Origin of the sequence: Streptomyces sp. GQFP, from assembly GCF_021545335.1 — a bacterium.
Classification (GTDB): domain Bacteria; phylum Actinomycetota; class Actinomycetes; order Streptomycetales; family Streptomycetaceae; genus Streptomyces.
This window is the reverse complement of record NZ_CP089312.1, coordinates 6,147,649-6,167,708: the sequence shown is the minus strand read 5'-3', so window position 1 is coordinate 6,167,708 and position 20,060 is coordinate 6,147,649. Positions and strand designations below refer to the sequence as shown.

The following is a 20,060-nucleotide window of genomic DNA, read 5'->3' as shown; positions in this document are numbered from 1 at the left end:
TGAGGGTGCCCTCGTACGCATGTACGGGGGCACCCTCAGCCGTCTCTGTCCGTCCGGCTCAGCCGGTGTTGCGCAGTCCCGCCGCCACTCCGTTGACCGTGAGGAGCAGGGCGCGGGCGAGGAGCGGGTCGGGCTCGGCGCCCGCTGCCGCCGCGTCGCGCTGGCGCTTGAGCAGGGTCACCTGGAGGTAGGAGATCGGGTCCAGGTAGGCGTCGCGGATGGTGAAGGTCTGCTGGAGGACCGGGTTGGCCTCCAGGAGCTTGCTCTCGCCGGTGACGCGGAGGACCTCGCGGACCGTCAGTTCGTGTTCGGCGCGGATGACGTCGAACACGTGCTTGAGGTTCTCGGGGACGAGGGTGTCGACGTAGTGCTGGGCGATGCGCAGGTCGGTCTTCGCGAGGGTCATCTCGACGTTGGAGATGAAGTTGCGGAAGAAGTGCCACTGCTCGTGCATCTCGTCGAGCACGGTGTCGAGGCCGGCTTCACGCAGCGCCTTCAGGCCCGACCCGACGCCGAACCAGCCCGGCACGATCTGCCGTGACTGGGTCCAGCCGAACACCCACGGGATGGCGCGCAGTCCGTCCAGCGAGACGCCCGAGCCGGGGCGGCGGGAGGGCCGCGAGCCCAGGTGGAGATCGGCGAGCTGGTCCACCGGCGTGGAGGCGAGGAAGTACGTCGGCAGGTGCGGGTCCTCGACCAGCCTGCGGTAGGCGGCGTGGGCGGCGTCGGACACCACGTCCATGGCCGCGTCCCAGCGGGCGAGGGACTCGTCGGACTGGCGCGGGGAGGTGTGCAGGGCGGAGGCCTGGAGGGTGGCGGCGACCGTCAGTTCGAGGTTCTCGCGGGCCAGCGAGGGGACCAGGTACTTGTCGGAGATGACCTCGCCCTGCTCGGTGACCTTGATCTCGCCCTCCAGGGTGCCCCAGGGCTGGGCGAGGATCGCGTCGTGCGAGGGGCCGCCGCCTCGGCCGACGGTGCCGCCGCGGCCGTGGAAGAGCCGCAGCCGTACGCCGTAGCGGTGCGCCACGTCACGCAGGCGGCGCTGAGCGCGGTGGATCTCCCACTGCGAGGTGGTGATGCCACCGAACTTGGAGGAGTCCGAGTACCCGAGCATGACCTCCTGGACATCGCCCCGGAGCGCTACCAGCCGCCGGTACGACGGGTCGGAGAGCATGTCCTCCAGGATCGTGTCGGCGGCCTTCAGCTCGTCGGTGGTCTCCAGGAGCGGCACGATGCCGATCTTGGCCCAGCCGCCGTGCAGGTCGATCAGACCGGCCTCGCGGGCGAGGACGGCAGCCGCGAAGACGTCGTCGGAGCCCTGGCACATCGAGATGATGTACGACTCGATGACCTCGGGCCCGAAGACGGCGAGGGCCTTCTTGACGGTCTCGAACACGCCGAGCGTCTTGGCGCCGGCCGCGTCGAGGGGCGCCGGGGTGGGCGCGAGGGGTCGGCGCGACCGCAGTTCCTTCGCGAGGAGCTTGTTGCGGTACTCGCGGGGCATGTCCTCATACCGCCAGGACTCCTCGCCGAGGCGGTCGAAGAGCTGGCCGAGGGCGTGGTGGTGGGCGTCGGCGTGTTCCCGTACGTCCATGGTCGCGAGCTGGAGGCCGAAGGCGGCGAGCGTGCGGATCGTACGGTCCATGCGGCCGTCGGCGAAGAGGCCGCCGCGGTGTTCGCGCAGGGAGGTCTGGATGAGGGTGAGGTCCGCGAGGAGCTGGCCGGTGCCGAGGTAGTCGCGGCCGGGCTGGTGCGGGGTGTCCTTGGCCAGGCGCTGCTTGGTGTTCTCGAGCTTCTGGCGGATGCAGGTGGCCTTGAGGCGGTAGGGCTCCTCGGAGTTGAGGCGCTTGTAGCGGGGGCTGATCTCGGGCAGCAGTTCGATGTCGGCGCGGAGGGACTCCAGGAGTTCCTCGGTGGCTCCGGTGTAGCGGATGGAGTTGGAGAGGAAGCCGCGCAGTTCGTCGATCAGTTCGAGCGCGTCGTTGATGCCGTGTTCGTGCTGGAGGATCAGGACGTCCCAGGTGACCTGCGGGGTCACGTTGGGGTTGCCGTCGCGGTCGCCGCCGATCCAGGTGCCGAAGGTGAGGGGGCGGGTGTCGTCGGGGAGCTTGACCCCGACGCGTTCGAGTTCGGCGGTGAGGTCTTCGAGGACGTCCCCGACGGCGCCCGCGTGGAGTTCGTCGAGGTAGTAGATGGCGTTGCGGGCCTCGTCCGCGGGCTCGGGGCGTACGACGCGCAGTTCGTCCGTCTGCCATACCAGGTCGATGTTCTCGGCCAGACGGGTGTCGTAGCGGCGGCGGTCCGCCTCGATGACGGGGGTCTCCAGGAGGGCGGCGATACGGCGCAGCTTGTTGAGGACGGAGCGCCTGGCCGCCTCCGTCGGGTGAGCCGTGAAAACTGGGCGAACGTTGAGGTTCTTGACCGTTGCGCGCAGGTGGTCGGGGTCGGCGTCCTTGAGGCGGTCGGCCGTGCGGGCGAGGAGGCCGCCCTCGGCGGCGCGCTTGGCGCGCAGTTCGCGGCCTCGGTGGACCTGCTCGGTGACGTTCGCGAGGTGGAAGTAGGTGGAGAAGGCGCGGACGAGCTTGGCGGCGGTCTCCAGCTCGGTGCCGCGCAGCAGCTCGGCGGCCGCCTCGCCGTCCTCGCGGGTCAGACGGCGGACCTTCTCCACGAGTTCCAGCAGCTCAGGGCCCTCTTGCCGGACGAGGGTCTCGCCGAGCAGGTCGCCCAGGCGCCGGATGTCGGCGCGTAGTTCGTTGCTGGTCGTTGTAGTGGCCTGGCCATGGTCGTCGGCACTGCTCACAGGTGCGGCTCCTTGCAGTGTGGAGGCTCGGCGGGCATAGGGGCGGAACATCCGGGAACTAAACAAAGCGGACCGCGCTGTCCGACGGACCTAAGGATAGGTGTCGATGGGGACGCGCAGGATTTCGGGCTCTTGCCGCCGGGCGACGCGCTGCCATACTTACGATGCCGTAGGTTACGCAACCGTAGGGAGCCCGAGGATCCGAAGGCCTCCTCGGATTCCGTACCCCGGTGTCTGCCCGATCTGGACTGGACCCATCACCCCACAGGGGACGCGCATGACCACCTCAGGTTCCGAAGTGATCGAAGACGCTTCGAACTCGAACCCGACCGTGCCCGACGGCACCCCACTGCCCTCGGCCACCCTCGGCGGCGAACGGAAACGGTCGCTCGAACAGATCACGCTCCTTCTCTTCATCATCGTCCCGTTCCTCGCTGTGCTGGCGGCGGTGCCGCTGGCGTGGGGCTGGGGGGTGAGCTGGCTGGACCTCGGCCTGCTCGTCTTCTTCTACTACCTGGGCTGTCACGGCATCACGATCGGTTTCCACCGCTACTTCACGCACGGTGCCTTCAAGGCGAAGCGACCGCTGCGGATCGCCCTCGCGATCGCCGGTTCGATGGCGGTCGAGGGTCCGCTGGTGCGCTGGGTGGCCGACCATCGCAAGCACCACAAGTTCTCGGACGCGGAGGGCGACCCGCATTCGCCGTGGCGGTTCGGGGAGACGGTTCCGGCGCTGATGAAGGGCCTGTGGTGGGCCCACATCGGCTGGATGTTCGACGAGGAGCAGACTCCGCAGGACAAGTACGCGCCGGACCTGATCAAGGACACGGCGATCCGTACGATCTCGCGCCAGTTCCTGCTCTGGGCGGGCCTGTCCCTGATGCTGCCGGCGCTGATCGGCGGCCTGGTGACGATGTCCTGGTGGGGCGCGTTCACGGGCTTCTTCTGGGGCTCGCTGGTAAGGGTCTGTCTCCTCCACCACGTCACGTGGTCGATCAACTCGATCTGCCACGCGGTGGGCAAGCGGCCGTTCAAGTCGCGGGACCGCTCGGGGAACGTCTGGTGGCTGGCCGTCCTGTCCTGCGGTGAGTCCTGGCACAACCTGCACCATGCCGATCCGACGTCGGCGCGGCACGGTGTGATGCGTGGGCAGATCGATTCCTCGGCGCGACTTGTCCGCTGGTTCGAGATGCTCGGCTGGGCCTATGACGTGCGCTGGCCGTCACGCTCGCGTATCGATTCCCGTCGAAACACGGACGATGACAGTCCTCGGCGCCGGAAGGAGCCCGCGAAGGCGGCATGATTGACGCCGTGGCGACCGACTCCAGCAGCACTCCGAGCAATGAGAAACCGCGGCGCCCCCGCCGCACCCGGATGACGGGTGCCGAGCGCCGGGCCCAGTTGCTGGAGATCGGCCGCACCCTGTTCGCCGCGAAGGGCTTCGAGGCGACGTCGGTGGAGGAGATCGCGGCGAAGGCCGGCGTGTCCAAGCCCGTCGTCTACGAGCACTTCGGCGGCAAGGAGGGCCTGTACGCGGTGGTGGTGGACCGCGAGATGCGGCGCCTGCTGGACATGGTGACGAGCTCGCTGACGGCGGGCCACCCCAGAGAACTGTGCGAACAAGCGGCCTTCGCGCTCCTCGACTACATCGAGGAGTACACGGACGGCTTCCGCATCCTGGTCCGCGACTCCCCCATCCCCCAGTCGACAGGCTCCTTCGCATCCCTGATCTCGGACATCGCCACCCAAGTGGAGGACATCCTGGGCCGCGAGTTCAAGAGCCGCGGCTTCGACCCGAAACTGGCCCCCCTGTACGCCCAGGCCCTGGTCGGCATGGTCGCCCTGACAGGCCAGTGGTGGCTGGACGTACGCCGCCCGAAGAAGGCGGAGGTGGCGGCCCATCTGGTGAACCTGGCGTGGAACGGGCTGGACGGTCTGGAGGCGAAGCCGCACCTGATCGGGCGACGGAAGAGCTGACGGGGTCAAGCGCGGGTGATCGCGTCCCCGATCACGAGGCCCTTGGCGGGGCCGACGGGGATGACTACGTCCACGCCGTAGGGGACACGCTGCTCTGCCTTGTAGATGGCCTTCTTGTAATCGGGCTCGGTCAACACCAACACGGCGCCGCCGTCGTCGAAGTCATCGATGATCACGTAGATGGGGATGTCTGCCCGGGCGTACTCGCGGCGCTTGCGTACCCGGTCGCGCTCGATGTTCCGACGGCCGGGAGAAACGACTTCGACGACCATGAGAACTCCCGCCGCGTCGACTCCCAGGTCGTCCTCGTCGGGGATGTCGTCCAGGTCCCTGGGAGCGATGAAGAGGTCGGGGATCCAGGACTTGCGACGGTGGATGACGTTGATGTCCTGGTAGGGCGCATGGTCACCATGCGCCATGTGAACCTCCAGCGCCCGCCGGAGGCGGTTGATGAGCACGCCGTGACGACGGCGACCGGTCGGCGACACCTCGATGGACCCTTCGATGATCTCGGCGCGGTAGCCCTCGGGAAGGTCCATGGACTTCCAGGTCTCCCAAAGGATCTCGTCGAGCGTCGAGCCCGGCTCGTCCTCCACCACGGGAATCACCTCATGCGCAAGAGCGGTCATCAAGAAGCACCTCCTCCTTCAGTGTGGGCGCGGGCGCCACTGCGGCACAAGCGACACCCGAACGCTACGGAGGCGAAACGCCTGGTACCGCCCCTTCCCACCTGATCATCCGAACGAGTGATCGCGTTCCAGGAACTCCAGCCGGTTGCCCACCGGGTCGTAGGAGAAGAAGCGCCGGTGCCCCGGCAGGTCGCCGTCCCAGGTGACCGTCGCCCCACGGGCGGCGAGCAGTTCTGCGTACGCCCCGATGCCGATGACCCGCAGGCCCGGGTGGGCCTTCCTGGCCGGGCGGAAGTCCTTCTCGATCCCGAGATGCAACTGCACCGGGCCCGCCTGGAACCAGCAGCCGCCCCGGGCGGCCAGGGTCGGTGGCTTCGGGATCTCGGTCATGCCGAGGGTGTCGGCGTAATAGGCCCGCAGGGCGTCCTCCGTGCCGGGCGGGGCGGCCAGCTGCACATGGTCGACGGCGGCGATCATCGCTCAGCCCGCCTTCCGTGCCACGGCGAACAGCCGCTGGAACGGCAGCACCGTGCCGTACTCCTCCGTCGGGTAGACGGCCCGCAGCAGGTCGCGGTACTCCGTGATGAAGGCGTCCCTCGCCTCCGGGTCGGCCGCCAGAGCCGTCAGTACCGGGCGCAGGCCCGTGCCCTTGACCCAGTCCAGGACCGGGTCCTCGCCCTTCAGGACGTGGAGGTACGTCGTCTCCCAGACGTCCGTCTCGCAGCCGAGGCGGGCCAGGCGGTCGAGGTAGACGAGGGGGGCGTGGACCGAGTCCTCGTGGCGCAGTACCTCGCCGAGGCGGCTTCGCCAGCGGGCGCCTGTGCCCAGTTCGCGCATCAGGGTGTGCAGGGGTGCGTCGAGGTTGTTCGGGACCTGGAAGGCGAAGGTGCCGCCGGGGGCGACCGCGTCCAGCCAGGCCGGGAAGGCGTCGAGGTGGCCGTCGACCCACTGGAGGGCGGCGTTCGAGACGATCAGGTCGTACGTCTCCGAGGGCGCCCACGCCGTGGCGTCCGCGTGGGCGAAGTCGAGGCGCCCGCCGCCCGCCGTGGGGCCCGCGTGGCGCGCGGCCCGTTCCAGCATCGGTGCGGAGTTGTCGTACCCGGTGATGTGCGCGGTGGGCCAGCGGTCGGCGAGGACCGTGGTGACGTTGCCGGGGCCGCAGCCCAGGTCGGCGATGCGGGGCTCGGCGGAGGGGAGGGTGGGTACTCGGGCCAGGAGGTCGGTGAAGGGGCGGGCTCGGTGGTCGGCGTGGCGGAGGTACTGGGTGGGGTCCCAGGTGGGGGCGGGGGTGGAAGTCGGCATGCGTGGGGCTCCTGTCGGTCTCGCCCATGGTCTTCGGGTCCAGCCTGACCCCACAAGTATCTCGACGTCAAGAGACTTGATCCCAAGAGACTTCACGTCGACACAACCACTACACTGATCGTCATGGAGGACGAGGTCGATCGACTGGTCGCTGCGTGGCGCCGGGAGCGCCCGGACCTCGACGTGGAACCGCTCGAAGTGCTCAGCCGGGTCAGCAGGCTGGCCCGGCATCTGGACCGTGCGCGCAGGCTCGCCTTCGCCGAGCACGCCCTGGAGCCATGGGAGTTCGACGTTCTGACCGCGCTACGGCGTGCCGGGAACCCGTATCAGCTCTCCCCCGGACAGCTCCTCACCCAGACCCTGGTCACCTCCGGCACGATGACGAACCGTATCGACCGGCTGACGAAGAAGGGTCTGGTGGAGCGGCTCCCCGACCCCAGTGACCGGCGGGGGGTGCTGGTGCGGCTCACGGTGGAGGGGCAGGACAGGGCGGATCAGGCGCTGGCCGGGCTGCTGGACCAGGAGCGCGCGATCCTGGCGGAGCTGTCGCGGGCGCAGCGGGGCGAACTCGCCGGGCTGCTGCGCCAGTTGACGGCGCCCTTCGACAACATCCCCGGCTGAGCGCCGAAGGCGTCCCCGGTCAGGCGCTGCTGCTCTCCTCCACGCCGATCCGGACAGCCGGGCCCAGGTCGACGGGGCCGACGCCGGCCCGTCGGGCGAGGGCGACGGCGGCGAGGGTGGAGTGGACGCCGAGCTTGCCCAGCACGTTCTGCATGTGGGTGCGCACGGTGTGCGGGGAGAGGAACAGGCGTTCGGCGACGGCCTTGCGGCCGAGGCCGGCGACCATGCACCGCAGTACCTCCCGCTCCCGGGGAGTGAGTGACTCCACGAGCCGCTCGCTCTCGGTGCGGTGCTTGCGGGCGGCGGTCAGCTCGCGCAGTACGCCCGTCAGCAGCGCCGGCGGAAGGTGCGTCTCGTCCCGGAGCACGCCCCGGATGACGGTCAGCAGCCGGGACAGCGAGCAGTCCTTGGCGACCCAGCCGGAGGCCCCGGCCTGGAGGGCGAGTGCGGCCCGCCTCGGGTCGTCCTTCTCGGCGAGGACGACTGTTCGTACATGCGGATGGCCCGTACGGACGCCCGCGACCAGCGAGATACCGTCGACCAGCCCTTCCTCGTTGCCCTCCTGCACGGGCACCGCCGGACGTGCCCCGGGCACATTGCCGCCCAGGTCGGAGTCGACGAGCAGGACGTCGAACCTGCGGCCCTCGGCCACCGCGCGCTCCAGACTGCGCAGCGCGGCGGGACCGCTGCCGGCGGCGGAGACGTCGACGTCGGGCTCCGCGGCCAGTGCGGCGGCGAGCGACTCGGCGAAGATGCGGTGGTCGTCGACGACCAGGACTCGGATGCGAACCACTGAAACCCCCTTCCCCGAGCTCCTCAAGAGCTGGGGACACCCAATCGTCGGGGGGACAACCCGTGCGGACACGACGCCCGGAGCAGTCCCCGGCTGTTGGTTCTGGCCTGGGACGGGGCTGCCGCAGTCACTCCGCGCGGCCGCCGCCGTGCGATGACTGCTACCCCCACTCCGGGCGTCGTACCCGACTGTCTCGCCCCCTGATCAGCACCGGCCCCCACCGGTGCTGTTCATCAGGGTACGGCCGGGAGGCAGGAGCGGAAGCTAATTCGCAGAACTGATTGGCCAGCACGTTTATGGTGTGCCGCATGTTTCGTATTGAGACAGAAGTCGACAAGGAATGGCTCTCTCTTCTCCGATCAAGGTTGCGCGACACGAACACGGCGGCATCACCGGTGCTGCGCGCCCTGCGCGGAACCCCGGCAGAACGAGAACTCCCGCTCCACGTATGGGCGTTGGATGCGAAGGGTGAGCTGGCGGGGGGCCTGGTCGGCCACACCTGGACGACCTGGCTGCATGTGACGTACCTCTGGGTCGACGCCCCGCACCGGGGCAGCGGCCTCGGCTCCCGTCTCCTCGCCGAAGCGGAGCACAAGGCGCGCGGGGAGCGCGCGTGCACCGACGTACGCCTGGAGACCTGGGACTTCCAGGCGCCGGACTTCTACCGGAAGCAGGGGTACGAGGTGGTGTGCGTGATCCCGGACTATCCGCCGGGGGTGACGGAGTACACGCTGACGAAGCGGTTGCTGCCAGGGGCTTGAAGGCCGGGCTTGAAAGAGATGGGGCGCTCACCAAGGGCCTTTTACTTCCGTCTCAGGCAAGACAAAGGTAAGTCTCAGGTAAGAGTTCTAGCGTGCCGCCCCATGAGCATCCTGCGGAAGTTGAACTCCAAGATCGCCGAGACGACCGGCTACCAGGTGCGCCGCGTCCCCGCGTCCAAGACCGTCGCGGGTGCGAAGGCCGGCACCCTGGACGCCATGCCGAAGCCGCGCCAGCCGCGTCCGGCCCGGCCGCCGGCCGCGCCCCGGCATCCGGTGGACCCGGAGATCGACCGGCTCCTGGACCGTCCGGTCTTCGTCCTGGCGCCCGTGCGGTCGGGCTCGACACTGCTCCGCATGATGCTGGGCGCCCACTCCGAGCTGCACGCCTCGCACGAACTGCATCTGACCGGCCTGGAGGTGTACTTCAAGTCCGGCAGCCCCACCGAACGCTCCTTCGAGGCGCTCGGTCTCGGCTACGAGGATCTGGAGGGCCTGCTCTGGGACCGTGCCCTGCACCGGGAACTGGTCAAGTCGGGCAAGCCGTTCATCGTGGAGAAGACCCCGGGCAACACCTTCCAGTGGCAGCGCATCGCCGAGACCTGGCCCGACGCCCGCTTCGTCTTCCTGCGCCGCCACCCGGCCTCGGTCGCCCGCTCCTGGCACGAGGCGGTACCCGACCGCACCCGCGAGGAGGCGGCGTCCCGGGTGCTGCAGTACATGGTGGCGATGGAGGAGGCCCACGCGAAACTGGGCGGCCACATCCTCACGTACGAGGACCTCACCGCCGACCCCGCCACCGAACTCCGCGCCCTGTGCGACTTCCTGGACCTGGAGTGGCAGCCCGGCATGCTGGAGTACGGCAGCAGCCTGGAGGGCGCGGTCCTGGGCGGCGGCTTCGGCGACTGGAACGACAAGATCCGCTCGGGGAAGGTCCAGCCGGACCGGCCGGCTCCGGCTGCCGAGGAGATACCCGAGGTGCTGCGGGAGATGTGTCGGACGTGGGGGTATCTGTAGTCCCGTTCGCCCCTTGGCCGGTCAGGAGGACAGGACCTTCTCCTTGGCGTGCTGGAACTCCGTCTCCGTGAGGTCGCCCCTGTTCTTCAGCTCGGAGAGCTTGGCCAGTTCGTCCGCGTGGCCGCCGTTGCCCGGACTCCCCGCGGTCTGGCGGACGTACGCGTCCAGCGACTCCTGCCGTGCCCTGGCGGCCTGCTGTTCGCGCTTGCCCATGTCGCGGCCCCGTGCGATCAGGTACACGAAGATGCCGAGGAACGGCAGGACGAGCAGGAAGAGGGTCCAGCCCGTCTTCGCCCAGCCGCTCAGCGCGTCGTCGCGGAAGACGTCCCCGAGGACGCGGAACAGCAGGATGATCCACAGGATCCAGAGGAAGACCCACATGAGCGTCCAGAACGCGCCCAGCAGCGGATAGTCGTACGCCAGGTAGAGGCTGTCGCTCATGGTCGTTCTCCTGTCTCCCGCCCTTCGAATCATGCGCTCTGCGCGCGGACCCGGCCGGTGTGCACGGCGTCGACGAGGGCTTGGTGGTCGCGTTCGTTCTGGTCGGCGTAGCTTTCGGCGAAGACCGTGAGTGCGCGGTCGAAGGCGCCGCCGCCGCCGAGGTAGGCGGCGATGGCGATGCGGTCGCCGGAGCGGGCGTGGGCGCGGGCGAGGGTGGCGCCGCAGATCTCACCGAAGGCACGCATGGTTCTGGGGACCATGAACTGGGGTTCGGCGATGCCCTTCCAGTCCCGCAACTGGCGGACGTAGAAGTCGCGTTGGCGTCCGTCGATGCCGATGACGCGTTCCCAGCCCAGGAAGATGTCGCTGGTGGCCTGCATGAGGCGCTGCCCGGCGACGACCCGCTGGCCCTGGTTGTCGTGGGCGCTCGCCCCGGCGTACGGGGCCAGCACCGACCGGTCGGCTTCCTTGGCCTGGAGGAGCAGCGGGTCCTCGTCGTCCCTGCCCAGCAGCAGGATGATCCAGCAGCGGGTGCCGACGCTGCCGACCCCGACGACCTTGCGGGCCATGTCGACGACCCGGTACTGCCGCAGCAGATGGCGGCGGTCGGACTGCACGCTGTGGCCGTACCGCTTGATCAGCTCGCGCAGCTGTTCCTCCAGGGCGTCGCGCTCGCCGCCCGTCAGCAGGTCCTGGGCCGGCACGATCAGGGGCGGGTCGGCGGCGATCCTGCGTCGGCCGTCGACCACCTCCGTGAGCTTCTCGAAGGCCTGGAGGCTGTCGCGGCGGCGGGCCTTGGTCATGGCCCGCTGTGTGCGCTCGCGGGCCCGCGAGCCCAGCTTCCGGTCCGCCAGTGCCTGCAGCGTGCCCATGTCGACCTGGGTGTACCAGACATCGAGGTTGCCCTGGCCGGCGAAGTCGCGCATCCGCTCGCGGTAGGACCGTACGGCGGCGCGTACGACGGAGGCCCGTTCGGCGTCCGTGTAGCCGTTCTCGCGTCCGGCGATGGCGAGGCTCGCGGCCAGCCTCTTGACGTCCCACTCCCAGGGGCCGGGCAGGGTCTCGTCGAAGTCGTTGATGTCGAACACCAGATGCCGCTCGGGCGAGGCGAGCAGCCGGAAGTTCAGCAGGTGCGCGTCGCCGCAGAGCTGGGCGGTGATGCCCGAGCGGGGGGTGTCGGCCAGGTCGCCGGCCATGATGGCGGCGGCGCCCCGGTAGAAGCGGAAGGGGGACTCCAGCATCCGGCCGTAGCGGATGGGCACGAGTTCCGGGACCCGGGCGGCGGACTGTGCCTCGATGGTGTCCACCGGGTCCGGCCGTTTCGCCGCGGGCCGGTACTCCGCGTGGGCGGAGCGCGGCGCGTCCGCCCGGGCGGCCCGTCCCCGCGCTGCCCGTTCTTCGGGAAGGTTTCCGTCGACCTGGTCAGCCATGTCCTCACCTCCAGGGCGGAGCCGCCCGGTGGAGAACGTGCCCCGGCCCCTCTTCCACCGTTCCACACTCCGCACCCTCGGGCATCTCGGGCATCTCGGGCGGCCAGGTCATCTGTGGCGAGCCACGGGCTGGAGGAGGACGCTGGACGCAGGGGCACCGTGACCGAGGGACATCCCATGGTCGTAACCAGCACGGACCAGCAGATCCGCCTTCTCTTCCCGGAGGTGACCATGCCGTTGCGGGGTGCCCTACTGATCGTCCGGGCTCTCGGCGTGATCGCCTGCGCCCGTCTTCAGGAAAGGAACCAGCCATGGCCAGTCATGTGACCGGAGCCCACTCGGGTGCGGCGGCGCGGAGTTCCGCGCACACGGGGATCGGCAGCGGCTGGGTGGTATTCGCCGGCGTCCTGATGATCTTCGGCGGACTGATGGCGCTCTTCTCGGGCATCGCCGCCATCGCCGACGACGACGTGTTCGTCACCACCCGCAACTACGTGTACGAGTTCGATCTCACCGCATGGGGCTGGATCCATCTGGTCCTGGGTGTGGTCATCACTCTCGCCGGTGCCGCTCTGTTCCAGGGCGCCACCTGGGCCAGGGTCGTCGGCGTGGGGCTGGCCGGCCTGGCCATGCTCGCGAACTTCCTCTGGATCCCGTACGCGCCGTTCTGGGCCATCGTCCTGATCGCGCTCAACGCCCTGGTGATCTGGGCACTGTGCACCGCGCCCAGCCCGTCGGAACGCTAGCGGGGCTGTGTCTTCGGGATCCTGTGCGTGAAGAACAGCGCGAGGAGGGCGGTGAGGGCGAGGATGGCGAGGGCGGCGCGCAGACCGTCGATCCTGGCGTCGGCGTTCGCGTCGAGTGCCGCCTGGGTCACCTCGCTGCTCGCGCCCTCTTTGGCCAGGGCGGTCTTGAGCTGGGCGTCCGACAGGAAGGGCGCGCCGTCCTGGAGTTCGACGGCGGCCTGGCTCTTGACGCCGGACGGGACATCGGGATTCTGGTCCACGGCGGTCAGGAACGAGGACGTGAGGGTGGCGATCAGGATCGACCCGGCGAGTGCCGTACCCATCGACGCGCCGAGGTTGGTCACGGCGTTCTGCACACCGCCGACCTCCGCGGTCTGTGCCTTCGGCACCGCGGACACGGTGACAGAACCGAGCTGGGACGCCAGCGCTCCCATCCCGAGCCCGATCAGCAGGAGGGGCACGGTGACGACCGACGCACCGGAGTCCGCGTCGAGCGCGGCCATCAGGACCACCGCGCCCGCGAGCAGGGCGAGGACCCCGAGCCGCACCACCCGCCGCGGCGAGACGTCCGGGAGGAACCGCGGGATCAGGATCGCGGCCGCCAGCAGCGTCAGCGAGAGCGGCAGGATGCGGGCACCGGTCGAGAGCGCGGACAGGCCCAGGGCCACCGACAGATAGAGCGGTACGACGAAGAACACGCCCATCTGTACGAGGTACTGGAAGAAGAACATCGTCAGCCCGCCGGTGAACTGCTTGTTGTGCAGCATGGCCGGGTCGACGAGCGGCTCGCCGTGCCGTTCCTCCAGGCGGGCCTCCCAGCGGAGGAAGAGCCAGATCAGCAGCAGCCCTGCCAGCATCAGCCACACGGTCAGCGAGACCCCGAGCCACGAAGGCGCGTCGGGCTTCGGCCGGAACCAGCCCCATTCGCTGGAGCGGAGTACGCCGTAGACGAAGACCCCCAGCCCCAGGGCGGACAGCAGCGCGCCGACGAGATCGATGCGCGGGCGTTCGCCGACCGGCACATCCGCGATACGGCGGCCCAGCACCAGGATGCCGAGCACCACGACGACCTCGCCGGCGAAGACCCAGCGCCAGGAGAAGTACGTCGTCGCGACACCGCCGATGAGCGGCCCGAGCGCGATGGCCACGGCCCCCGCCGCCGCGACGAGTCCATAGGCGGCGGGACGGCGTTCAGCGGCGAAGTTGCTTGCCACGAGCGCCACGATCGCGGGCATGATGAGTGCCGCCCCGATCCCCTCCAGGAACGACCAGCCGATCAGCAGCACGGTCAGGTTCGGTGCCAGGGACGTGGTGAGGGAGCCGCAGCCGTAGATGACGCAGCCGATCAGGAACGCGCGTTTGCGTCCGATCAGCGCCCCCACCTTGCCGCCGGGGATCATGAACATCGCCATCACGAGGGTGTAGGCCGTGATGGCGCCCTGGACACCCGTCACCGTCGTACCGACGTCCTCGGCCACCGTCGCGATCGAGACGTTCATGACAGAGCTGTCGAGCGCCATCAGGAACTGACCGGCGGCGAGTGTCAGCAGGACGAGTCGCGCTGTCGCCGCACTCTCGGCTGTGCCTGTTCCGGGTGCCATGGGCGAATCGTCCCAGCCGACCCGAGAGGCGACCCGTGACCCGCCACGAACGTCAACCGGTTGGCGGACCGCCTCCTCAGAGGGCGGCTACGGCGTCACCGAACCCGCCGCGCCCCCGCCGAAGGCACCGCCGCAAAAACCCGGGGTGCCGTGTACCCGGCCGCGCCGAACGCCTCCTCGACCGCCTTGCCGACGCGGTCCGCGTCCTCCGCCTCCACCAGGACGATGGCCGAGCCGCCGAAGCCGCCGCCCGTCATCCGGGCGCCCAGGGCGCCGGACTCCACCGCGGACTCGACCACCAGGTCCAGTTCCGGGCAGGAGACCTGGAAGTCGTCGCGGAGGGAGGCGTGGCCCTCGGTGAGGATCGGGCCGATGGCGCGGGTGTCGCCGCCCGACTTCAGCAGGGCGACGACTCGCTCGACCCTGTGGTCCTCCGTCACCACGTGGCGTACCAGGCGCCGTACCTCTTCCTCGTCGCCCAGGCGGGTCAGCGCCGCGTCCAGGTCCTCGTACGCCACGTCCCGCAGCGCCTCGACGCCCAGCAGCTCCGCGCCGCGTTCGCAGCCCGCGCGGCGCTTGCCGTACTCGCCCTCGCTGTGGGAGTGCTTGACCTGGGTGTCCACCACGAGCAGGGTCATGCCCTCGGCCGCGAGGTCGAAGGGGATCTGCTGCTGCGAGAGGTCCCTCGTGTCGAGGAACAAGGCGTGACCTGCGGTGCAGCACGCCGACGCCGTCTGGTCCATGATGCCGGTCGGGGCGCCCACGTACACGTTCTCCGCGCGCTGGCACAGGCGGGCCAACTGCCAGCGCTGCAGGCCCAGTTCGTACAGGTCGTTCAGGGCCAGGGCGACCACGACCTCCAGCGCCGCCGACGACGACAGGCCCGCGCCCGTCGGGACCGTCGAGGTGAGGTGGATGTCCGCGCCGGACGAGACCGACCCATGGCCCGCGTCCTTCAGTGCCCAGACCACGCCCGCCGGGTACGCCGTCCAGTTCCTGTCCGACTCGGGCAGCAGGGCGTCGACCCGAAGCTCGGTCACCCCGCCCTCCACGTCCGACGAGTGCAGGCGCAGGACGCCGTCCGTGCGGCGGGAGACGGCTGCCAGCGCCGTGTGCGGGAGGGCGAAGGGCATGACGAAGCCGTCGTTGTAGTCGGTGTGCTCGCCGATCAGGTTGACCCGGCCCGGCGCCGCCCACACTCCCTCCGGTGCCGACCCGTACAGCCCCTTGAATGCCTCGGCGACATCCACAGTCGTCATGCCCGTCATGCCCTCTACCTCTGGCCCTTCTTCGTACGTTCTACGTGCTACTTGGCGTTGCGCTGCGCGAATTCCCACGCGTCCGCGACGATTCCCGCCAGGTCCGAGCGGGTCGGGTTCCAGCCGAGGCGGGTCCTGGCCCGGTCTGCCGACGCGACCAGGACCGCCGGGTCGCCGCCCCTGCGCGGGGCCACGACCTCCGGGATCGGGTGGCCGGTGACCCGGCGCACCGTCTCGACGACCTCGCGGACCGAGAAGCCCTCGCCGTTGCCGAGGTTGCAGATCAGGTGTTCGCCCGCCGTCGCGGCCGTGAGGGCGAGGAGGTGGGCGTCCGCCAGGTCCGCGACGTGGATGTAGTCCCGTACGCAGGTGCCGTCGGGGGTGGGATAGTCCTCGCCGTAGATCGAGATCGCGTCCCGCTTGCCCTGGGCGACCTGGAGGACGAGGGGGATCAGGTGGGACTCCGGGTCGTGGCGCTCGCCCTGGGTGGAGTAGGCGCCCGCCACGTTGAAGTAGCGGAGGGAGACCGCCGCGAGGCCGTGGGCCGTCGCCTCACTCGTGATCATGTGGTCTACGGCCAACTTCGAGGCCCCGTAGGGGTTCGTCGGGGACGTGCGGGCCGACTCGACGATCGGGGTCTCCTCCGGCTCGCCGTACGTCGCCGCCGTGGACGAGAAGACCAGCTTGCGGACGCCCGCCTCGCGCATCGCCGTGAGCAGCGCCATCGAGCCGCCGACGTTGTTGTCCCAGTACTTCTCGGGCTTCACGACCGACTCGCCGACCTGGGACGACGCCGCGAAGTGGAGTACTCCGTCGAACGACCCGTCCAGCCACTTGGCGGCGTCGCGGATGTCGCCCTCCACGAACGTGGCACCTGCCGGGACGCCCTCCCGGAAGCCCGTCGAGAGGTTGTCGAGGACGACGACCTCGTGGCCGGCCTCCAGCAGATGCTGGGCGACCACCCCGCCGACATAGCCCGCACCGCCGGTGACCAGGTACTTACCGCTCATCAACTCGCTACCTCTCGCAGTCGCTGTGCCGCCGACTCCGGCTGGATGTCGTTGATGAACACGCTCATCCCCGACTCGGAGCCCGCGAGGAACTTCAGCTTGCCGGAAGTACGGCGAATGGTGAAAAGCTCGAGGTGGAGCGCGAAGTCGTCCCGGTTGACGCCCTCGAACTCCTCCAGCGTGCCGAACGGCGCCTGGTGCCAGGCCGCGATGTACGGCGTCGGAGGCTCACCCTCACCGAAGATCCGGTCGAAGCGCCTCAAGAGTTCCAGGTAGACCTTGGGGAACTCTGTGCGTGCCTCCTCGTCGAGCCCCAGCAGGTCCGGCACCCGGCGACGCGGGTACAGGTGGACCTCGTACGGCCAGTGGGCCGCGTACGGCACGAAGGCGACCCAGTGGTCGGTGGCGAGGACGAGCCGCTCACCCGACGCGAGTTCCTTCTCCAGGATGTCGTCGAAGAGGTTCTCGCCGCCCGTCGCCTCCTTGTGCGCGGCCACCGAGCGGAGCATCAGGGCCGTACGGGGGGTGGTGAAGGGGTACGCGTAGATCTGGCCGTGCGGATGGCCGAGAGTGACGCCGATCTCGGCGCCGCGGTTCTCGAAGCAGAACACCTGCTCGACAGAGGGGAGGTGGGACAGCTCCGACGTCCGGTCGGTCCACGCCTCCAGGACGAGGCGCGTCTGCTCCTCGGTGAGGTCGGCGAAGGACGAGTTGTGGTCGGAGGTGAAGCAGACCACCTCGCAGCGCCCGGAGTCGCCGGCCAGGGAGGGGAAGCGGTTCTCGAAGACCGCCACGTCGTACGAGGAGTCCGGGATCTCGCTCAGCCGGTCGCCCTCGGAGGGGCACAGGGGGCACTCGTCGGCCGGGGGGTGGTAGGTGCGGCCCTGGCGGTGCGAGGCGATCGCCACCGCGTCGCCGAGCAGCGGGTCCCGGCGCACCTGCGACGTGGTCACCGTGCGCTCCAGGGGGCGCCGGTCCACCGCGTCACGCACCGTGTCGTCGCGCAGGTCGTAGTAGATGAGCTCACGACCGTCGGCGAGCCTCGTCGAGGTCTTCTTCACGCCGGACTCTCCATCCGTACCCAAACCAGCCAGTACAAGCCAAGACAAGCTTCAAACAGAACCGAACACATCAAATCATAAATCCACAAGCATGGGTATCCCTGAGCGGGCCGTGAAACGCCAGCGGAGCCGGAGTTCACGAGAACTTCGGCTCCGCGTCGGGAAGTGCCGTCAGTGCTGCTGCTGCACCGGACCCGCCCGGTCCAGCAGGCCCGTACGGGCCGCCAGTGCCGCCGCCTCCAGCCTCGACCCCACGCCCAGCTTCATCAGCACCCGCTGCACATGCGTACGGGCCGTGCTGGGCGCGATGCCCATGCCGGCCGCGATCAGCCGGGTGTCCTCGCCGTCGGCGACCCGGACCAGGACCTCGACCTCCCTCGGCGTGAGCATCTGGAGGAGGCGCTGGCCCTCGTCGTCGGGCTGGGCGGCGGGGTTGAGGAGTTCACTGAAGGCGCCCTGGAGCAGCGCGGGCGCGACCGCCGCCTCGCCCGCCCTGGCCTTCATGATGGCGCGCTCGACGCCCTCTATGCGCTCGTCGTGACGTACATACCCGGAAGCTCCGGCCGCGAAGGCGGCGGCGATTCCGCGCGGGCTGGGCACCGGGCCCAGCACCAGGACCGCCACCTGCGGACGCTCGCGCTTGATCCGCACCACCGGGTCGAACATGCCCGGCTCGGCCGGTGTGGCCGTGCCCAGCAGGCAGACCTCCGGCGCACGCGTGATCACCAGCTCCGCCGCGCCCGCGGCGGGCGCCGCCGCGGCGAGCACCCGGTGCCCGCGCAGCTTCAACGCCGAGGCAAGCGCCTCGGCGAGCAGTCGGTGGTCGTCGACCACCATGAGCCGCACTCCCACTGAGCCACCCCCCAGTCCCCCCAATGGCTGTCCCTTCTGGATGCCCATTGGTCCGCACGGACAGGAGCCCCCCGGCTCCCCCCGCTTCCCATGCCCCCGGAAGCTACACGCTTGTTCGACGTTGCGCTTCCCCTACTGGAGAGAAGTGCCCCGGATCGTCGAAAATCCTCTCATTCGAGGGTGATGATGTAGTACGTGCATCACCCCGTCCCTGAGCAGGGGTTCAGCCGGTGCCGTACGCGATGGCCAGATACCTCGTCCCGCCCGTACTGGAGGGCTTGTGGGCGAAGACCTGGGACATGTAGAGGCGGCCGTCGGCGTAGATCAGTTCGGCGAACTCGGGCTGCATGCTGAACTCGACCTCGCGCACCGCCTTCGTCGCCGGGTTCTCCATCAGTTTGGTCTGCGCGAAGGTGCCGGCGTCGATGCTGACGACCTGGCCGCCCTTGTCGTAGGGCGGGCGCTTGTACGCGATCAGGTTGCCGCCGTCCATGCGCAGCGGGGAGATCGTCCAGCCGTCGCCCGCGTCGGCCCGCTGTCCGTCCAGCTTGCCGGTGGCGAGGTCGAAGGCGACGATCTCGTTGGTCTTGCTGTACTCGCCGGTGCCGTCGTGGTCCTCGGTGGGGAGGTAGATCCTGTCGTTGCCGACGGCGAGCTTGGTGCAGTACTCGATCCTGGTGATGCCCTCGCACTCGGCGGCGTACTTGTCGCCGGGCACCGAGATCTTCGTACGCAGCTGTCCCGTCTTGTTGTCGATGGAGAAGATGTCCGAGATGCCGCTGCCGTCCCCGGCGGAGCGGTTGACGTCGGCGGCCACGACCAGGGGGTTCGTCGTGACGATGCTGGCGCCCTCGATGCCCTTGGCCATGGCGTACTCGGAGAGGACCTTGCCGGAGACCGGGTCGATGGTCTGGATGTCCAGCTGGCGGGCGCCGTACGCACCGCACTTGCGGACCGCGACCAGTTTCTCGCCGCCGCCGTAGCCCGCGTCGTAGCAGGTGTCGGTGGGTTTGGGGGCCCAGAGAGCCTTGCCGGTGATGTCGAAGGCGGCGCCGCCGCTGGTGCTGCCGACGGCGACGGTGTTCGCGCTGATCGTCACGTTGTTGAGGTTGATCACCTGGTCGCCGGACTTGACCGTCCGCGTCCACAGCTGCTTGCCCGCGTCGAGGTCGATCGCCGCGACCTGGCTGCAGCCGTGCGAGGGCTTGTCCTTGGTCGGCATGGCGGGCTCGTACACGATCGCGGTCTGGTCGCTGTCGGTGGTGTGACGGCTGGCGGCGCAGACCGGTCCCGGCAGTGGGACCGTCCAGAGCTTGGTGCCCTTCTCGGGGTCGTACCCGACGATCTCGGCGTGCCCGCTCTTGGCGTACACCGAGTCGGTCAGCCAGGACCCGACGACGGTGGCGCTGTTCTCGTCGGCGCCGATGGCGGGCTCGGGGACCTGGAAGAGGACCTTGGAGGCGGTGTCGGCGGGGGCCTTTGTGTCCGGGGTGCTGCCGCTGGTCGCTCCGGTGCCGGTGCCGGTGGCGTTGTTCTTGTCGTCGCTCTGGCTGTTCTTGGAGGAGGAGTACCAGACCCCGCCGCCGATGATCAGTGCGATCGCGGCGACTGCCGAGACGATGATGACCGCCTGCGCGTTCAACTTCCGCTTGGGGGTGGGGGGTTGGGGCGGATAGACGGGTTGCGGCTGCTGCGGGTAGCCGTACCCGTACGGGGGATGGTTGGGCGGGGGCGGGGGCGGCGGCTGGGTCATGGCGTGCGTA

19 protein-coding genes are annotated in these 20,060 nt (G+C 69.5%); 6 read left to right on the top strand and 13 right to left on the bottom strand.

Annotated features, from left to right (window positions below; translation table 11 throughout):
- Positions 1-58 precede the first annotated feature (58 nt).
- Positions 59-2,800 (bottom strand): phosphoenolpyruvate carboxylase, encoded by a 2,742-nt coding sequence (gene ppc, locus LUX31_RS27665; protein ID WP_235478026.1) that lies wholly within the window; start codon positions 2,798-2,800, stop codon positions 59-61.
- A 277-nt stretch (positions 2,801-3,077) separates the two neighbouring features.
- Between ppc and LUX31_RS27660 the strand changes: the two genes are divergently transcribed.
- Both LUX31_RS27660 and LUX31_RS27655 read left to right on the top strand, forming a co-directional pair.
- Positions 3,078-4,103, top strand: coding sequence for an acyl-CoA desaturase (locus LUX31_RS27660; RefSeq protein ID WP_235478025.1), 1,026 nt, complete (start codon positions 3,078-3,080; stop codon positions 4,101-4,103).
- Positions 4,100-4,777: a TetR/AcrR family transcriptional regulator gene (locus LUX31_RS27655; RefSeq protein WP_235478024.1), complete on the top strand. Its 678-nt coding sequence runs from the start codon at positions 4,100-4,102 to the stop codon at positions 4,775-4,777. The genes LUX31_RS27660 and LUX31_RS27655 overlap by 4 nt, the downstream gene beginning before the upstream one ends.
- A 5-nt stretch (positions 4,778-4,782) precedes the next feature.
- Here LUX31_RS27655 and LUX31_RS27650 read toward each other — a convergent pair whose 3' ends face one another.
- From LUX31_RS27650 to LUX31_RS27640, 3 genes are all read right to left on the bottom strand, one after another.
- Positions 4,783-5,406 (bottom strand): Uma2 family endonuclease, encoded by a 624-nt coding sequence (locus LUX31_RS27650; protein ID WP_235478023.1) that lies wholly within the window; start codon positions 5,404-5,406, stop codon positions 4,783-4,785.
- A 105-nt stretch (positions 5,407-5,511) separates the two neighbouring features.
- A complete protein-coding gene (locus LUX31_RS27645; RefSeq protein WP_235478022.1) occupies positions 5,512-5,883 on the bottom strand; it encodes a glyoxalase in 372 nt (123 codons plus the stop codon).
- A 3-nt stretch (positions 5,884-5,886) separates the two neighbouring features.
- Positions 5,887-6,708: a trans-aconitate 2-methyltransferase gene (locus tag LUX31_RS27640; protein ID WP_235478021.1), complete on the bottom strand. Its 822-nt coding sequence runs from the start codon at positions 6,706-6,708 to the stop codon at positions 5,887-5,889.
- Between the two features lie 123 nt (positions 6,709-6,831).
- Here LUX31_RS27640 and LUX31_RS27635 point away from each other — a divergent pair, with 123 nt between their 5' ends.
- Positions 6,832-7,329, top strand: a complete 498-nt coding sequence (locus tag LUX31_RS27635) for a MarR family winged helix-turn-helix transcriptional regulator (RefSeq protein WP_105974558.1) — start codon at positions 6,832-6,834, stop codon at positions 7,327-7,329.
- 19 nt (positions 7,330-7,348) lie between these two features.
- On the opposite strand, the gene LUX31_RS27630 is transcribed toward LUX31_RS27635, so the two are convergent.
- Positions 7,349-8,122: a LuxR C-terminal-related transcriptional regulator gene (locus LUX31_RS27630; RefSeq protein ID WP_235478020.1), complete on the bottom strand. Its 774-nt coding sequence runs from the start codon at positions 8,120-8,122 to the stop codon at positions 7,349-7,351.
- A 296-nt stretch (positions 8,123-8,418) separates the two neighbouring features.
- Between LUX31_RS27630 and LUX31_RS27625 the strand changes: the two genes are divergently transcribed.
- Complete coding sequence (locus LUX31_RS27625) at positions 8,419-8,883, top strand: GNAT family N-acetyltransferase (protein WP_235480081.1); 465 nt, start codon at positions 8,419-8,421, stop codon at positions 8,881-8,883.
- A 102-nt stretch (positions 8,884-8,985) separates the two neighbouring features.
- Positions 8,986-9,897, top strand: a complete 912-nt coding sequence (locus LUX31_RS27620) for a sulfotransferase family protein (protein WP_235478019.1) — start codon at positions 8,986-8,988, stop codon at positions 9,895-9,897.
- A 21-nt stretch (positions 9,898-9,918) separates the two neighbouring features.
- Here LUX31_RS27620 and LUX31_RS27615 read toward each other — a convergent pair whose 3' ends face one another.
- Complete coding sequence (locus tag LUX31_RS27615; protein ID WP_235478018.1) at positions 9,919-10,338, bottom strand: SHOCT domain-containing protein; 420 nt, start codon at positions 10,336-10,338, stop codon at positions 9,919-9,921.
- A gap of 29 nt (positions 10,339-10,367) precedes the next feature.
- A complete protein-coding gene (locus tag LUX31_RS27610; RefSeq protein ID WP_235478017.1) occupies positions 10,368-11,768 on the bottom strand; it encodes a DUF2252 domain-containing protein in 1,401 nt (466 codons plus the stop codon).
- Positions 11,769-12,079: 311 nt separating this feature from the next.
- On the opposite strand from LUX31_RS27610, the gene LUX31_RS27605 reads away from it, so the two are divergent.
- Positions 12,080-12,514, top strand: coding sequence for a DUF7144 family membrane protein (locus tag LUX31_RS27605; protein WP_235478016.1), 435 nt, complete (start codon positions 12,080-12,082; stop codon positions 12,512-12,514).
- Here the strand turns inward: LUX31_RS27605 and LUX31_RS27600 are convergent.
- The 6 genes from LUX31_RS27600 to LUX31_RS27575 all read right to left on the bottom strand — a co-directional run bounded on the left by LUX31_RS27600 (position 12,511) and on the right by LUX31_RS27575 (position 20,050).
- Positions 12,511-14,115: an MFS transporter gene (locus LUX31_RS27600; protein WP_235478015.1), complete on the bottom strand. Its 1,605-nt coding sequence runs from the start codon at positions 14,113-14,115 to the stop codon at positions 12,511-12,513. The genes LUX31_RS27605 and LUX31_RS27600 overlap by 4 nt on opposite strands.
- Positions 14,116-14,210: 95 nt before the next feature.
- Positions 14,211-15,374 (bottom strand): galactokinase, encoded by a 1,164-nt coding sequence (gene galK, locus LUX31_RS27595; RefSeq protein ID WP_235480080.1) that lies wholly within the window; start codon positions 15,372-15,374, stop codon positions 14,211-14,213.
- A gap of 47 nt (positions 15,375-15,421) precedes the next feature.
- Positions 15,422-16,384, bottom strand: coding sequence for a UDP-glucose 4-epimerase GalE (galE, locus tag LUX31_RS27590; protein ID WP_235478014.1), 963 nt, complete (start codon positions 16,382-16,384; stop codon positions 15,422-15,424).
- A complete protein-coding gene (gene galT / locus LUX31_RS27585) occupies positions 16,384-17,445 on the bottom strand; it encodes a galactose-1-phosphate uridylyltransferase (protein WP_235478013.1) in 1,062 nt (353 codons plus the stop codon). Before galT ends, galE begins: the two co-directional genes overlap by 1 nt.
- Before the next feature lie 171 nt (positions 17,446-17,616).
- Positions 17,617-18,282 (bottom strand): helix-turn-helix transcriptional regulator, encoded by a 666-nt coding sequence (locus tag LUX31_RS27580; RefSeq protein WP_443046005.1) that lies wholly within the window; start codon positions 18,280-18,282, stop codon positions 17,617-17,619.
- A gap of 238 nt (positions 18,283-18,520) precedes the next feature.
- Positions 18,521-20,050: an outer membrane protein assembly factor BamB family protein gene (locus tag LUX31_RS27575; RefSeq protein ID WP_235478011.1), complete on the bottom strand. Its 1,530-nt coding sequence runs from the start codon at positions 20,048-20,050 to the stop codon at positions 18,521-18,523.
- Positions 20,051-20,060: the final 10 nt, after the last annotated feature.

Coding starts and splice junctions, on each gene's coding strand:
- LUX31_RS27660 (WP_235478025.1), top strand. CDS start 3,078: ATGACCACCTCAGGTTCCGAAGTGATCGAAGACGCTTCGAACTCGAAC.
- LUX31_RS27655 (WP_235478024.1), top strand. CDS start 4,100: ATGATTGACGCCGTGGCGACCGACTCCAGCAGCACTCCGAGCAATGAG.
- LUX31_RS27650 (WP_235478023.1), bottom strand. CDS start 5,406: ATGACCGCTCTTGCGCATGAGGTGATTCCCGTGGTGGAGGACGAGCCG.
- LUX31_RS27645 (WP_235478022.1), bottom strand. CDS start 5,883: ATGATCGCCGCCGTCGACCATGTGCAGCTGGCCGCCCCGCCCGGCACG.
- LUX31_RS27640 (WP_235478021.1), bottom strand. CDS start 6,708: ATGCCGACTTCCACCCCCGCCCCCACCTGGGACCCCACCCAGTACCTC.
- LUX31_RS27635 (WP_105974558.1), top strand. CDS start 6,832: ATGGAGGACGAGGTCGATCGACTGGTCGCTGCGTGGCGCCGGGAGCGC.
- LUX31_RS27625 (WP_235480081.1), top strand. CDS start 8,419: ATGGTGTGCCGCATGTTTCGTATTGAGACAGAAGTCGACAAGGAATGG.
- LUX31_RS27620 (WP_235478019.1), top strand. CDS start 8,986: ATGAGCATCCTGCGGAAGTTGAACTCCAAGATCGCCGAGACGACCGGC.
- LUX31_RS27615 (WP_235478018.1), bottom strand. CDS start 10,338: ATGAGCGACAGCCTCTACCTGGCGTACGACTATCCGCTGCTGGGCGCG.
- LUX31_RS27610 (WP_235478017.1), bottom strand. CDS start 11,768: ATGGCTGACCAGGTCGACGGAAACCTTCCCGAAGAACGGGCAGCGCGG.
- LUX31_RS27605 (WP_235478016.1), top strand. CDS start 12,080: ATGGCCAGTCATGTGACCGGAGCCCACTCGGGTGCGGCGGCGCGGAGT.
- LUX31_RS27600 (WP_235478015.1), bottom strand. CDS start 14,115: ATGGCACCCGGAACAGGCACAGCCGAGAGTGCGGCGACAGCGCGACTC.
- galK (WP_235480080.1), bottom strand. CDS start 15,374: ATGACGACTGTGGATGTCGCCGAGGCATTCAAGGGGCTGTACGGGTCG.
- galE (WP_235478014.1), bottom strand. CDS start 16,384: ATGAGCGGTAAGTACCTGGTCACCGGCGGTGCGGGCTATGTCGGCGGG.
- LUX31_RS27580 (WP_443046005.1), bottom strand. CDS start 18,282: ATGGTGGTCGACGACCACCGACTGCTCGCCGAGGCGCTTGCCTCGGCG.
- LUX31_RS27575 (WP_235478011.1), bottom strand. CDS start 20,050: ATGACCCAGCCGCCGCCCCCGCCCCCGCCCAACCATCCCCCGTACGGG.